The sequence below is a fragment of the Cohnella thailandensis genome (assembly GCF_014212135.1).
GTDB classification, from domain to species: Bacteria; Bacillota; Bacilli; order Paenibacillales; family Paenibacillaceae; genus Cohnella; species Cohnella thailandensis.
Genome location: NZ_JACJVQ010000021.1, coordinates 196,525 through 208,801, shown reverse-complemented (window position 1 = coordinate 208,801; position 12,277 = coordinate 196,525). Strand labels below are relative to the sequence as shown.

Here is a 12,277-nt window from a genome sequence, read left to right as displayed (position 1 = left end):
TGTTTTCGGGCCATTTCCCTCAAAATAGCGTCGCTCATTTCCGTTAGATACCAATTTTGCGATTATTCGACGGGATAAGGGCTGTCGTTTCCGTTAGAAGTTACTTCAGCAGTAATGCCGGGAGCCAGGCGGTCTTTTTTCTTGGTCCATAGCAGCGAAGCCCCGTCGCGTCGAGCTCTGTCGCGTAAGGCTGGCTCGTCCACCTAGCGGTCCCGCTCATGCTCATGGGCGAGCCCTTGCACTTCGCAAGGATAATCGGCGGAGGTCCGACATACTCTATTCCTGCGCGGATTGCGCGGGTGAATCTCGACATGTTCGATCTGCATCCTTGCATCCCAGTATCCTTGCATCCCAGTATCCTTGCGTCCCAGCATCCGCCATGCATCCTGCGAATTCAGGCCCGAATGAACAGCTTGCGGTAGTGCTGCTTGATCTCTTCTTTGGTGAAGCCGAGGTCGCCTTTCATCTGCAGGTAACCGACCGGATTCAGAGAGCAAAGAATCGTATGCGAGAGGAAAGCGGGGCAATCCGCCTCGTCCTCGCCGCGGAGTCTCTCTTCGACTAGCGAGGAGAGGGCGTTCTTCAGGTGAAGATAGATCGGCGAACGGAAGAAGGCCGTCGTATCCTTCTCGCTCATATACACGTTGTGCAGAGGGATCAAGAGCTGCGACTTCGCGTCGATGAAGTCCACCAGGTGATCCAGGAGCGCGCCGAATCGCTCTTCGGTCGGCGCTTCCTTAAGCTTCTCGAGAGTGGCGTCGATATCCTCGACGAGCGCGTTGGCCGTATCCTCCATCAAGTCGGAGCATAATTCCCCTTTGTGGGCATAGCGGCGATACAAAGTGCCCTGGCCGATTCCCGCGGTCTTGGCGATCTGGTGCATGCTCACTTCGTTCACTCCGTAGGTATCGAACAAGGTCTTGGCCGTCTGCAAAATAAGCTTGCGATTATCCGAGGCGTCAGCTCGTTCCCGGCATCTCATGCGTCCCCCTCCTTCAAGGCAGCTAAAATTTAACAAAGCGAGTTATTGACATGCGGACAATTGTCCGCTAACATCGAATCTAAACGGACAATTGTCCGCATATAGAAAGGCATGCCGTCTGACGGAAATCCTACGTCCTTATTTTAGCTTGATTGCGTCAAAGCGGTCAACGAATCGTAAACCGAGGATTTTCCCCGTCGGCAAGCTTATCTTAAGGGAGAGTGGTTGGAAACCATGTCAGCGCAAGTCAAGCAAGCCAGTCCGGGGTCATCCGGCTCGATTCGCTCTTTACTCGGACCTCTCGTGGCGATCATCGTCGGTCTGTTTATGGTCATCCTGGACGGAACGGCGGTCAACGTCGCCATCCCCAAACTGCAGGAGGAATTCAACGGCTCGCTATCGCTCGTTCAATGGACGGTTACCGGATACGCGCTCGCGCAGGCGGCGATCATTCCGCTGGCCGGATGGCTGTCCGATCGGTTCGGCGCCAAGAGAATCTTCCTGATCTCGGTCGGCTTGTTCACGATCGGATCTCTGCTCTGCGCATTGGCGAATACCGCGGAGCTTCTGATCCTGTTCCGCGTTCTTCAAGGGCTCGGCGGCGGAGTCGTCATGCCGATCGCCATGGCGTTCGTCTACCGCCTGTCGCCGCCGGATAAGGTCGGGGTGGTCATGGGGATGATGGGCATCCCGATTCTGCTCGCTCCGGCGCTAGGTCCGGTTCTGGCCGGCTGGCTCGTCGATTACGTCACTTGGAACTGGATCTTCCTGATTAACCTGCCGATCGGCGTGATCGCCGTTCTGATCGGAATTCGCACCCTGCCTAATATCGATCGGCAGTCGGTCGCCTCGCTGGACCTGCTCGGAATGATCCTGGCTCCGCTTGCTTTCGCTGCCTTGTCCTACGGGGTAACGGAAGGGGCTACGAGCTGGACGGAGCCTAAGACCCTCATCGGCATCGCAGTCGGGGTCGTCGCCCTGATCGCTTTCGTGATCGTCGAGCTCCGGCATAAGAATCCGCTGCTTGAGCTGCGGGTGTTCGCATCCGGCAACTTCTCGAGAGGGATCATCGTGCAATGGGTATCCCAGTTCGCGTTGTTCGGATCGTTTTTCCTCGTCCCTATCTTCCTCCAGACGGCCAAAGGCTATTCGGCTTTCGAAACCGGGCTGATCATGCTTCCTCAGGCGATCGCCTCCGGGATCTTCATGCCGATCGGCGGGAAGCTGTCCGACCGCTTCGGGGCGCGTCCGCTCGTGTTGTCCGGCATGACGCTGGTTGTGCTCGCGGCGTTCTTCTTGTCCCGAGTCGAAGCCTCCGACGGAATCATCTCGGTTATGCTTCCGCTTGCCCTGCTGGGCGCGGGAATGGGCTTGTTCATGATGCCGCTCAATACGCATCTGATTCAATCCGCCCCGCAGAACCTGGTAGGCCGCGTCACCTCGATGACGAACGCCTTCCAGCAGGTCGTTTCTTCGCTGGCGATAGCCACCCTGACGACGATCTCCGGCAACAGGATGAAGGATCTGCTCGTCGAGGCTCAGAAGCCGGCGCCGGGCGTGGAAGAATGGACTTCGGCTTTTAATTACACCTTCTTTATCCTTCTCTTTATCGGGGTCGCGGGAGTCGTGCTCGGCCTCATGCTCCGCAGGCCGAAGGTAGACCCGAACGCCGAGAAGTCCGCCGAGATTCATATGATGGTCGGATGAGATAAACCCCATAGAAATTGGTCGACCCCTGCCAGGATATCCTGCAGGGGTCTGATTATAAGTATAAGCGCAACCGCGCGATCTTTCCTGAATCACTTCACGAAGACAACGATAGCCCTACCTCTCGATCGTTCTTGCGGTTCCGAGACCGCTCCAGTTGAGAATTCGCGTTCCTTCCAGCAGCCGATTGTAATCAAGGATGTTGTGTTGGGGAAAGGGAGGAGTGTCAATCACCCAATTAGAGGAAACATCTGAGGGTCACACTTAACATAATCCCTTATTATACAGGCCTTCTATTGAGTTGTCAACAATGTCTTGGGCAGCGAAGCCTTTACAACCGTGCCTTGCCCGGGAGCGGACTCGACTTGAGCAACCCCGCCGACGCCTCTGGCCCTCTCCTCCATGCTGAACAAGCCGACCCCTTGCCTCTCCGGGAGCGGCACGAAGCCGACTCCGTCATCCTCGATTCGGGCATGGATGGCCGAATCCGTCTCCCATACCTCCACCCGGGCTTCCAGCACTTTGGCGTATTTGCCGATATTGGTCAGCGCCTCCTGCACGATGCGGTACAAGGCGGTCTCGATCTGGCGATCGAACCGGGCGGACAGCTTGCAGGACAGGCGAACCTGGATCCCGTAATGCTGCGTGAACAGCTCGGCGTAGCTGCGAAGCGCCGGGGCGACCCCGAGATCGTCAAGCACGGATGGCCGAAGCTCCCAAGCCAGGCCCCTTACGTCTTGAATGAGCGACGATACGTCCTGGCGGATGTTCGTCAGCTCTGGAGAGTGTCCGGGCTCCGCCAACAGCCGGTCGAGCTGGATCGCGAGCCCGAAGAGGCTCTGGCCGATCCCGTCGTGAAGCTCGCGGGAGAACCGCTTGCGCTCTTCCTCCTGAATGCGCATGACGCGGGTCATCATCCGTTTAAGCTCGGCTTCGGCGTTCTTAAGAGGGGTTACCTCGTTGCGGATGGCCAGGAATTGATACGGCTCCCCGTTCTTGTCGAGGAACGGGACGATGGTCGTGTACACCCAATAGTAAGATCCGTCCTTCGCTTTGTTGCGCAGCTCGCCTCTCCAGACGCGGCCGGACAGAATCGTCTCCCACAGCTCGCGGAAAAACTCTTTGCCATGATAGCCCGAGTTGACGATCCGATGATCGCGGCCGATCAGCTCGGCCCGGCCGTACTGCGAGATCTCGCAGAACTTGTCGTTCACGTATTGGATTTTGCCCCGCCGATCCGTTACCGCCACGATGGACGATTCGTCCAGAGCCAGCTTCAGCTGGGTAAGGTGCTTGAGCATCTCCTTCAGGTCTTCCCTCGCCAGCTCTTCGGAAGGGTCGTTCAGCTGTTCGAGCAGCTCGCTCGCCTTGCGTCCGATCGGATTAGGAGTCAAAGTTAAGCAGTCCCTTCTTCAGCGCGTATTTGACGAGATCGGGCCTGGTGCGAAGGCCTAGCTTCTCCATGACATGGGATTTATGCGTCTCGACGGTCTTTACGCTGATGATGAGATTCTCGGCGATTTCTTTATTGGAATATCCCTTCGCGATCCAGCCGAGCACCTGCTTCTCCCGATCGGACAGGGATTCGTAGGAGTCCGAGTTGTCCCCGTGCTTGATCCGCTCCATATATTCGTTCATGAGCCGTTTGGTCGCGGTGGGGTACAGATAGGCATTGCCCGAATAGACCGACTCGATCGCGGACAGCAGCTCCTCGTGAGGGGCGCTCTTGAGAACGTAGCCGGAGGCGCCGGCATGAATCGCCCTGAACAAATATTCATCGTCGTCGTGCATAGACAGAACAAGGACGCTGGTGTCCGGCAGCAGCTTCTTAAGCTCCGCGGTCGCGCTCAGGCCGTCCCGTCCGTGGGGCATGCTGAGGTCCATAAGGACGACATCCGGCTTTAAATCCGCCGCCAAGCGAATCGCTTCGTCGCCGTCGGCGGCATCTCCTACGACCGTCAGGCCGCTCTTGGCGTTCAGAAGCATGCGCAGCCCGGATCGTACGACGGCGTGGTCGTCCACAAGCAGGATTCGAATCAAAGAATTTCCTCCAATCGGTTCCTCTCTATCCCTATCATATCAATTATCGGGTGCCCTGACGACCGCGTTTTCCGCTTCGGATTCCGCTTCCTCCGCCCACTGTCCGAGCATCGCCGCGGCTAATTGCGTACGTTGTAGCTGCTCCTTCGAGAAGCTCCTCTCCTCGCGGGCACCCGCCAGCAGCACCCCTTCCGGGACGTCCTTCACCAGAATCGGACAGGCGATCGCGGATACCAGCTGCTCGACGTGCATAAGCGCCGATTCCTCTCTCTGCTTGCCTCCGTTCGGATGCTCTTTATCGATGATCAGCGATCTCCCGATTCTCGGAACCGCGCCTTCGATCCCTCTTCCTATTCTTATGGACAAGGAACGGAATCTCTCGTCCCGGCAACCCGAGGCGGCCCACCACTCCCACTGGCGATCGCGGGCTCTCTTCCAGGACACCGCCGCGACGTCGACTTCAAGCAGCTCCCGGAGGACGGACAGCTCCTTCTCGACGGCTTCTCTTGCCAATTCCATTGCGCTCACCCCGTTTCAACGGTTTGCCTTCATTTTAAGGTTTCCGAATCGGACTGTAAGTCGGGGAATTCCCTTATTTTCGCCTCAGGCCCGCACCGGGGAACCTCCTATGAGAAATTAAGGAATTCTTCCGCCGGAATTCAGGATTCCCCCCGATGGGAGACCCTCGGCGCCGGGGGTATGATGGAATCAAGAAGAAGGGAGAGGAAAAACCATGATGAACTGGCTCAGAAACAATAAGATCGCAGCTGGCTTGATGGTATTGGTAAGATTCTATCTGGGGTGGAAATGGCTCGACGCGGGGTGGCACAAGATCACTTCGGCGGACGGCTTCCATGCGGGAGGTTTCCTGGGCAACGCGATCAAGAATCCCGTGCTCGAGACCGGAACGCAGGACGCGCTGTATCCGAACTACGTTTACTTCCTTAAGCACTTCGCCGTCCCGAACGGGAAGCTGTTCGACTTCTTGATCCCTTGGGGCGAATTCCTGGTCGGACTCGGCCTGATCCTCGGGGCTCTGACGACCGCGGCGGCCTTCTTCGGAGTGCTGATGAACTTCATGTTCCTGCTCGCGGGAACCGTATCGAGCAACCCTTGGCTTATCCTGTTCGGAATGATAACGATGGTTGCCGGCGCTAACGCGGGACGATTCGGCGTCGACTACTACCTGCTGCCGTACCTGAAGAAAGCGACCGCCCACCTCTTCCATAAGAAAAAGGGGCAACGGCCGACGACCCCGGACACCCCGACGACCCCGGTCGGACACCATGGGGCGGCGAGCTAACCCGAACGGCGAATGATCATAGAACGACGAGAGACGGACGGCAGAATTGCCGCTCCGTCTCTTTTTTTGTTCCCTTCCGGCGGGCTTCGACTTCTTCGGCATCCCGTTTCTTCTATAATAAAGCCAAATCAAGCAAGAGGAGGCGTGGTCCTTAAATGGTTCGATTCGCCGCGGTGCTGCGCGAGCTTAGAGGCTGGCTGTTGTCGTTCCCGATTATCCGGCTGCTGGTTCCTTACACCTTGCATCTGTTGTTCGGAGGGCTTGCGGTACTGTTCGTAAGGGAGCTGTTATACGAGGCGGTTTCTTACGACGGCTACGATACGCTAAATTTGCTGTTCAACACCATTCCGCTCTATCTTGCCGCTTACTACGGCTTTTTCGCGGGGATTTGGCTTGCGCTGGTATCTCCGGGGCTCCGGTATTTGCCTTACGCGTTCTGGGGCTACGCTTTTCTGGCCTTGTTTCCGTTCCACGACCTGGGTTTGTACGACTTTGTCAGCACCGTTCTCTACGGAGTCGGGGGAGCCCTGCTCTATCGATTCGTCTCCTCGCCCGCTTCCGGCGCGAGCTCCAAAGGAACCTCCGTTTGAGAAAAGGAGCGCCGCTTAAGGATGAATGCGATTTCAAGGAAGTTGACGACCGGGCGGAGCGCTGTTAAGATAGAAATCATAAACACGCGTTCACGCAAATGAAGGAGTCGCCTCCAACGTGAGAAAGACGGAAATCAGCTCGGTCGAAATCGCGAAGCTGGCCGGCGTATCTAGAAGCACGGTCAGCCGAGTGATCAACAATTATTCGAATGTCCCTCCCGAGACCCGCGAGAAGGTCATGAAGGTCATTCGGGAGCATCATTACGTTCCCAATCTGTCCGCTCAGGTGCTGGCGGGCAAGGGAACGCGGACGATCGGCCTTTTTATGATCGAGACGGAGCAGGTGTCCAGGGATATCTTGTCCAACATGATGCTGGTCAGCATTATCGAGAACGCCTCGATCAACGGTTATTACGTGCTGACTTCGATTATCCGGGATACGGCGGATCGGGATATCATCCGCGGCGTGAAGGATATCTTCTATCAGCGCCGGATCGACGGCGGGATCTTCATCGGCGCGGCGAACGAGGAGCCGTTCATCGAGGAGCTGATCGCCGAAGGCTATATCGTCGGAGTCGTCGACCAGAGGCTTCCGGGGCGCAGCGAAGCGAATCGGGTCGTGGTGAACTTCGACAACGATTATGGGATGATGCTCGCGGTGAAGTACCTTCGTTCCTTGAATCATACGGAGATCGGCGTCGTCGCCGGCGATATGAAGCGTTCCTCCGGCGAAACCAAGCTGGAGGGCTTCAAGGAAGCCATGCGGCATAACGGTCTTCGATGGAACGAGGATTGGATCATCCCGGGCGGCTTCCACGAGTCCGACGGATATGAAGCGATGCGAAGCTTCATGAGATCGGGCAAGCGGCTGCCGACGGCTATCGTGATGGCGAACGACAGCGTCGCCTTCGGAGCGATCCGGGCGCTTAGGGAGCATGGGGTCGAGATTCCGAAGGACGTCTCGATCGTCGGGTTCGACGATCATGAGCTGAGCTCGCGGTTCCAGCCCCCGCTGACGACGATCAAGGTGGACTTCGGAGCCATGATGAAGGAGCTGACCGAGGCGGTCATCGGCCATATCGAGGACGACGAGGCGGAAGCGTTCGAGTATACGGTTCGATCCGAGCTCGTGGTGCGCGACTCTTGCCGGAAGCTCTAGATTCTGAGGATGAACTGGCGGAAGAGGCGGCGGGTTGTCTCTTCCGGACGCTTTTTAATAGGACGCTATTTTTTTATTCCATTATAAACGCGTGTTCATAAAGTAGGACATAGGGAGGCGGAACAAGATGAGATTATTGATTACCGGGGCGGGAAGAGGGCTCGGCTACGAATTGACGGAAGCGGCCGTACGGGAAGGGCATTCGGCGATCGCGTGCGTACGGGATGCGGCGCATCCCGGTCCGCAGTTGGCCGGCTTGGCGGAGAAATATCCGGAACGGGTTCGGGTGAAGGGATTGGATATAACGGACGAGGCGGATGCGATTCGGCTTGCCGGGCAGCTGTGGGAGGAGCGGCTATGTCTCGACGCGATCGTGAACAATGCGGGCGTGCTCAAAGGCCGGGAGGACGGAATCGAAACGCTGTCCCTCTCGGACGTGAGGGAGACGCTCGAAGTGAATCTGACCGGTCCGATGTCGGTTGCGAAGCATATGATTCCTCTAATGCGCGACAGCGAAGCCGGGATGGTCGTGAACGTCTCCTCCGAAGCGGGCAGCTTCTCGGGGGCCTACGGCGGAGATTATCCTTATGCGATCTCGAAGCTGGCTCTGAATATGTTCACGAAGCAGCTGAACGAAGAGATGAAGCCGAGGGGAATCCGGGCGCTCGCCGTTCATCCGGGATGGATCCGGACGGATATGGGTGGGCCGTCGGCTCCGCTATCGGCCGGCGACAGCGCTCGCGGCATATTGGATATCCTGACGGGCAGAACCAAGATTCCGGAGGAATTTATCTTCGTTGATTATTTAGGGCGTCAAATGCCGCTGTGATGGCGGCGCCGGGCTGTCTCCATCGGTCGTCATTGACCGTGGGGGCGGCTTTTTTTTGTGCGTTTGGCAGCGCAATCGACTAACGGGTGCAAGACGTCAACCGGTCCGCCTATTCTTGACAAAAAGCGGGATTAGGGATTACGATGCGACCAACTACGGCTGCATGTTGGCTGTCGCAAACGAGGTGACGTCTTCCATGTTGCGTATCGGCAAAGGATTCGGGCGATGGACGCTGCGCACCCGATTTATCGTCGTCCTGCTTCTGCTTGGCGTCGTGCCGATGACGATCATCGGCACGACCGTGTACCAGGTTTCCAGGAACATTATCATCACCCAGGCGACGCGGATCCAATCGCAGTCGCTCGAGCAGGAGATCGCCCAGATCGACCGAAAGCTGTTGGCCTTCCAGCAGCTCGCGGGCGCGTTGATCCGCGAGGAGGGCATGGCGCGGATGCTGGATCCGGACTCTTCCCCCGACGATATCCGCCGATATTTGGGCGAATGGACGGAATTCAATTCGATGTTGAACAAGAACGTGTTCGTCGAATTTAAATCGACGCCGCTGGTGACCGTCTACGGTTATAACGGCAAAGCCTTCGTGAACTGGGAAACCGGCGGCGGGGAGTCGCTGAAGAGTTATCTGAATCGCAGCGCGGCCTTCCAAGCCGTGGCGAACGCGGACCCGAGCCGGGATTTTTATTGGTCGTTCTCCCATCCGGACTTCACCTTCGCTTCGAACGGGGAGGCGATGATCTCGTATGTCGCTAACTACTATCTGCAGGGGACGGATACCCTTCTCGGTCAGATCGTCATCAGCGCGCCGGACTCCGCCTTTTTTACGGACCCTGGCATTTATCTGATTCACGCGGGCTCGGTGCGCTCGCTCGGCGGCGGAACCGTCGCCAGCCTTCCGCGGGATGTCGAAGACGCTGCGCTTGCTGCCGGTCAAGGCGGGGAAAGCGAAGTCATCCATCCGTCCGGCGGCTCGAACGACACGGTGTATTTGGCCGGACGTCTGCTAAGCGACACGGTGTACATCAAGCCCGTTCCCTATCGGTCGATGCTGTCCGGCCTCGAGAAGGTTTATCGGCTGATGCTGCTGGTTACGGCCGCCGGGGCCGTTTTGTCGATCCTCCTGGGCCATTTGTTCATCGGCCGGATCGTGAAGCCGGTCAAGCAACTGGTCAAAATGATGAAGCAGGTGGGCAATGGCGAGTGGCGGGGAGACGAGGAGATTCGGGCCGATCCGGAGCTCCGTCTGCTGCAGACGGCCTTTCGCCGGATGACGGACGACCTCGAGGGATTAAAGACGCAGATTCAGGAGGAGCAGCGGGAGAAGCTGGAGCTGGAATTCCAAGCGCTGCTGTCGCAGATTCATCCCCACATGATCAAGAACACGCTCGCGTCCATCGAAGGGCTCGCTCTCATGGGGGAGACGGAGCAGATCCGCAGCGCGATCCATTCCCTCGGGTATTTCTTGTCCTCCCGCATCTATGCCGATCAGCCGCTCATCGCGCTCGAAGAAGAGTTGACGGCGCTTGAGCATTACGTGCGCATTATGCAGATTCGTTACCCGGAACGGTTCCAGGTCATCGTCGACATCCCGCCTTCGCTACGCAAGCAAGCGGTGCCGCGATTTCTTCTTCAGCCGTTGGTCGAGAACAGCATCTATCACGGCATGGACGCGAACCGTCCGCTGCTTGTCTGGGTGCAGGCTTACGATTCGGATGGCGCCATCGTGATGGAAGTGACAGACAACGGCAAGGGCGGTTCGGTCCGCCCGCTTGACGACGCGCCGGCAGAGCGGACGGGCTCTTCCTTTTCGGGCCTGGGGCTCGTTAATATTCGCAAACGAATCCGGCTTCACTTCGGCGAAGCGTTCGGTCTATCGTTCGACAGCGAACCGGGTCGCGGGAGCCGAGTCCGGATTACGCTGCCGGACCGACCGTTATAGCAGAGGCATATCGTACATCCGACGACAGGGGGAGATTCGATGATTCGCGTACTGTTGGTAGAAGATGAATGGCTGGTGCGGGAGGCGCTTCGGATTCGGGTGCCTTGGGACAGCTACGGATTCGAGGTTGTCGAGGAATCGGCGAACGGGGAGGAGGCGCTCGAGCGGTTCGAAGCTTTGCAGCCGGACGTGGTCTTCACGGATATCCGCATGCCCGTGATGGATGGCCTGACCTTCATCCGCCGGATTCGGGAGCGGTCGCCTTCGATCCCGATCTGCATCCTTAGCAGCCATACCGACTTCGAGCTTGTGCAACAGGGAATCCGGCTGGGCGTCTTCGAGTATATGGACAAGCTCCGCCTGTCTCCCGAAGAGATCGGCGATTGCCTGCGGCGGCTTCGTCAGGCGGTAGAGGACAGAAGGAGGATACCCGAGCCCGCGAGCCGACAGAGAGACGCCGGCAAGATATCTCCGGAGCTGCAACCGCTGTCCGCCGTGCTGGACCCGATTCAATGGGTGGGCTCGCTCATGGTCGGCCGAGCCGCGAAGACGCGTTGGGTCTGGCATATCCTCCTGGATGCCGCGGTCGAGCGGGAGCGTGAATTCTCGCCCGGCGACATGGCCCGGAGGATGGCCTCGCCGGACTTGGTCGCGGAGGGTCGCGTATTTCTGGACGTGGAGAAACGAATCCACGCCGTCCTTGAACGCGGTGGAGAGGAGGAGAGGTTGCTGCTCGCGCGCTGCGCCGAAGAAGGCATCGCGGTGCTCGCAAGCTCGCCGGTAGAACTCCCGCGGGAGGCGGAGCGCGGTCTAAGAGAGGCGGAGGAGCTGCAAGAGGACTTGTTCTATGTCGGTCCGGGCAGGCTGCTCGCCCATTCGGACAAGCGGGTTTTCAGCCGGGGCGAGGCCGCGTTCGAGCCGGCTCGCGAAGATGAGCTGGCGTTTCTGCTGGCGGGCCGCCGCGCGAACGATTTCTTGGCGGCGCTCGAGGACGCCGTGCGCCGGGCCGACGCGCGCGGCGTGCATCCGAGGCGGCTGGTGCAGGAGCTGTCCTTTCTGCTGGTGAGGCATCTGCCGAAGGGGATCTGGCATGAGGACAGCATGTCCGGGCCCGATTCGTTCATCGGCAGGCTTCAAGCGAGCCGCACGGCCGAGCAGCTTGTCCGCGAGACGGCGGCTTTGCTCGTTCGAGCGACGGACGGCCGGGCGGACCCCGGGGGAAGCAGAGAGGTCGATCTGGCGCTGCGCTTCATCCGCGAGCACTACGGGGAGAAGATCACGCTCAAGCGGCTGGCGGAGGCGACGCATCTGAATGCCAATTATTTCGCTACGCTATTCCGCGAGAAGACGGGAGACACGCCCATGTCCTATATTACCGCCTATCGCATCGAACGGGCCAAGGAGATGCTAAAGCAGGAACATCTGTACGTGCAAGATATCGCCGAACGGGTCGGGCTGCCGAATCTGAGCCATTTCTCGCGCCTGTTCAAGCAGACGACGGGCATGTCGCCGACGGAATACCGCAACGGAGGTTGACCGAACGACGACGCGGCCCCAATCCGAACTGAAGATTCGCACAAAAAACTGAATCGGAGTCAAACGAATTGCCCTTTACGCTTACTTATGCCATGTTGCGTCAGATAAAATGACGCAAAATGGCAAATGTAAGCGTATTTTTATGGATAACAGCACAATTAATCTAAAGCTGGTCTA

Annotated in this window: 11 protein-coding genes; 7 read left to right on the top strand and 4 right to left on the bottom strand. The window is 58.2% G+C overall.

Features of this window, described 5'->3' with window-relative positions; all coding sequences use genetic code 11:
* Positions 1 to 394: 394 nt before the first annotated feature.
* Positions 395 to 982, bottom strand: a complete 588-nt coding sequence (locus tag H7B67_RS25075; protein ID WP_185122616.1) for a TetR/AcrR family transcriptional regulator — start codon at positions 980 to 982, stop codon at positions 395 to 397.
* A gap of 234 nt (positions 983 to 1,216) precedes the next feature.
* Between H7B67_RS25075 and H7B67_RS25070 the strand changes: the two genes are divergently transcribed.
* Positions 1,217 to 2,689 (top strand): DHA2 family efflux MFS transporter permease subunit, encoded by a 1,473-nt coding sequence (locus H7B67_RS25070; RefSeq protein WP_185122615.1) that lies wholly within the window; start codon positions 1,217 to 1,219, stop codon positions 2,687 to 2,689.
* A gap of 293 nt (positions 2,690 to 2,982) precedes the next feature.
* On the opposite strand, the gene H7B67_RS25065 is transcribed toward H7B67_RS25070, so the two are convergent.
* From H7B67_RS25065 to H7B67_RS25055, 3 genes are read right to left on the bottom strand one after another with little or no spacing between them, the layout of a single operon-like run.
* Positions 2,983 to 4,047, bottom strand: coding sequence for a PAS domain-containing sensor histidine kinase (locus H7B67_RS25065; RefSeq protein WP_425353918.1), 1,065 nt, complete (start codon positions 4,045 to 4,047; stop codon positions 2,983 to 2,985).
* A gap of 25 nt (positions 4,048 to 4,072) precedes the next feature.
* A complete protein-coding gene (locus tag H7B67_RS25060; RefSeq protein WP_185122614.1) occupies positions 4,073 to 4,729 on the bottom strand; it encodes a response regulator transcription factor in 657 nt (218 codons plus the stop codon).
* A 39-nt stretch (positions 4,730 to 4,768) separates the two neighbouring features.
* Positions 4,769 to 5,248: a GAF domain-containing protein gene (locus H7B67_RS25055; protein WP_185122613.1), complete on the bottom strand. Its 480-nt coding sequence runs from the start codon at positions 5,246 to 5,248 to the stop codon at positions 4,769 to 4,771.
* Positions 5,249 to 5,462: 214 nt separating this feature from the next.
* On the opposite strand from H7B67_RS25055, the gene H7B67_RS25050 reads away from it, so the two are divergent.
* The 6 genes from H7B67_RS25050 (at position 5,463) to H7B67_RS25025 (ending at position 12,100) form a co-directional block, all read left to right on the top strand.
* On the top strand, positions 5,463 to 6,032 hold the full coding sequence (locus H7B67_RS25050) for a TQO small subunit DoxD (RefSeq protein WP_185122612.1): 570 nt from the start codon (positions 5,463 to 5,465) through the stop codon (positions 6,030 to 6,032).
* 155 nt (positions 6,033 to 6,187) lie between these two features.
* Positions 6,188 to 6,622 carry a hypothetical protein gene (locus H7B67_RS25045; RefSeq protein WP_185122611.1) on the top strand — a complete coding sequence of 145 codons (435 nt, stop codon included), beginning with the start codon at positions 6,188 to 6,190 and terminating at the stop codon, positions 6,620 to 6,622.
* A gap of 118 nt (positions 6,623 to 6,740) precedes the next feature.
* Positions 6,741 to 7,781 carry a substrate-binding domain-containing protein gene (locus tag H7B67_RS25040; protein ID WP_185122610.1) on the top strand — a complete coding sequence of 347 codons (1,041 nt, stop codon included), beginning with the start codon at positions 6,741 to 6,743 and terminating at the stop codon, positions 7,779 to 7,781.
* A 127-nt stretch (positions 7,782 to 7,908) separates the two neighbouring features.
* Entirely contained in the window at positions 7,909 to 8,610 is a 702-nt protein-coding gene (locus tag H7B67_RS25035; RefSeq protein ID WP_185122609.1) for an SDR family oxidoreductase, read from the top strand.
* Positions 8,611 to 8,806: 196 nt separating this feature from the next.
* Complete coding sequence (locus H7B67_RS25030; protein ID WP_185122608.1) at positions 8,807 to 10,564, top strand: sensor histidine kinase; 1,758 nt, start codon at positions 8,807 to 8,809, stop codon at positions 10,562 to 10,564.
* A 39-nt stretch (positions 10,565 to 10,603) separates the two neighbouring features.
* Positions 10,604 to 12,100, top strand: coding sequence for a response regulator (locus tag H7B67_RS25025; RefSeq protein ID WP_185122607.1), 1,497 nt, complete (start codon positions 10,604 to 10,606; stop codon positions 12,098 to 12,100).
* The last annotated feature ends 177 nt before the right edge of the window (positions 12,101 to 12,277 follow it).

Coding starts and splice junctions, on each gene's coding strand:
- H7B67_RS25075 (WP_185122616.1), bottom strand. CDS start 982: ATGAGATGCCGGGAACGAGCTGACGCCTCGGATAATCGCAAGCTTATT.
- H7B67_RS25070 (WP_185122615.1), top strand. CDS start 1,217: ATGTCAGCGCAAGTCAAGCAAGCCAGTCCGGGGTCATCCGGCTCGATT.
- H7B67_RS25055 (WP_185122613.1), bottom strand. CDS start 5,248: ATGGAATTGGCAAGAGAAGCCGTCGAGAAGGAGCTGTCCGTCCTCCGG.
- H7B67_RS25050 (WP_185122612.1), top strand. CDS start 5,463: ATGATGAACTGGCTCAGAAACAATAAGATCGCAGCTGGCTTGATGGTA.
- H7B67_RS25045 (WP_185122611.1), top strand. CDS start 6,188: ATGGTTCGATTCGCCGCGGTGCTGCGCGAGCTTAGAGGCTGGCTGTTG.
- H7B67_RS25035 (WP_185122609.1), top strand. CDS start 7,909: ATGAGATTATTGATTACCGGGGCGGGAAGAGGGCTCGGCTACGAATTG.
- H7B67_RS25030 (WP_185122608.1), top strand. CDS start 8,807: ATGTTGCGTATCGGCAAAGGATTCGGGCGATGGACGCTGCGCACCCGA.
- H7B67_RS25025 (WP_185122607.1), top strand. CDS start 10,604: ATGATTCGCGTACTGTTGGTAGAAGATGAATGGCTGGTGCGGGAGGCG.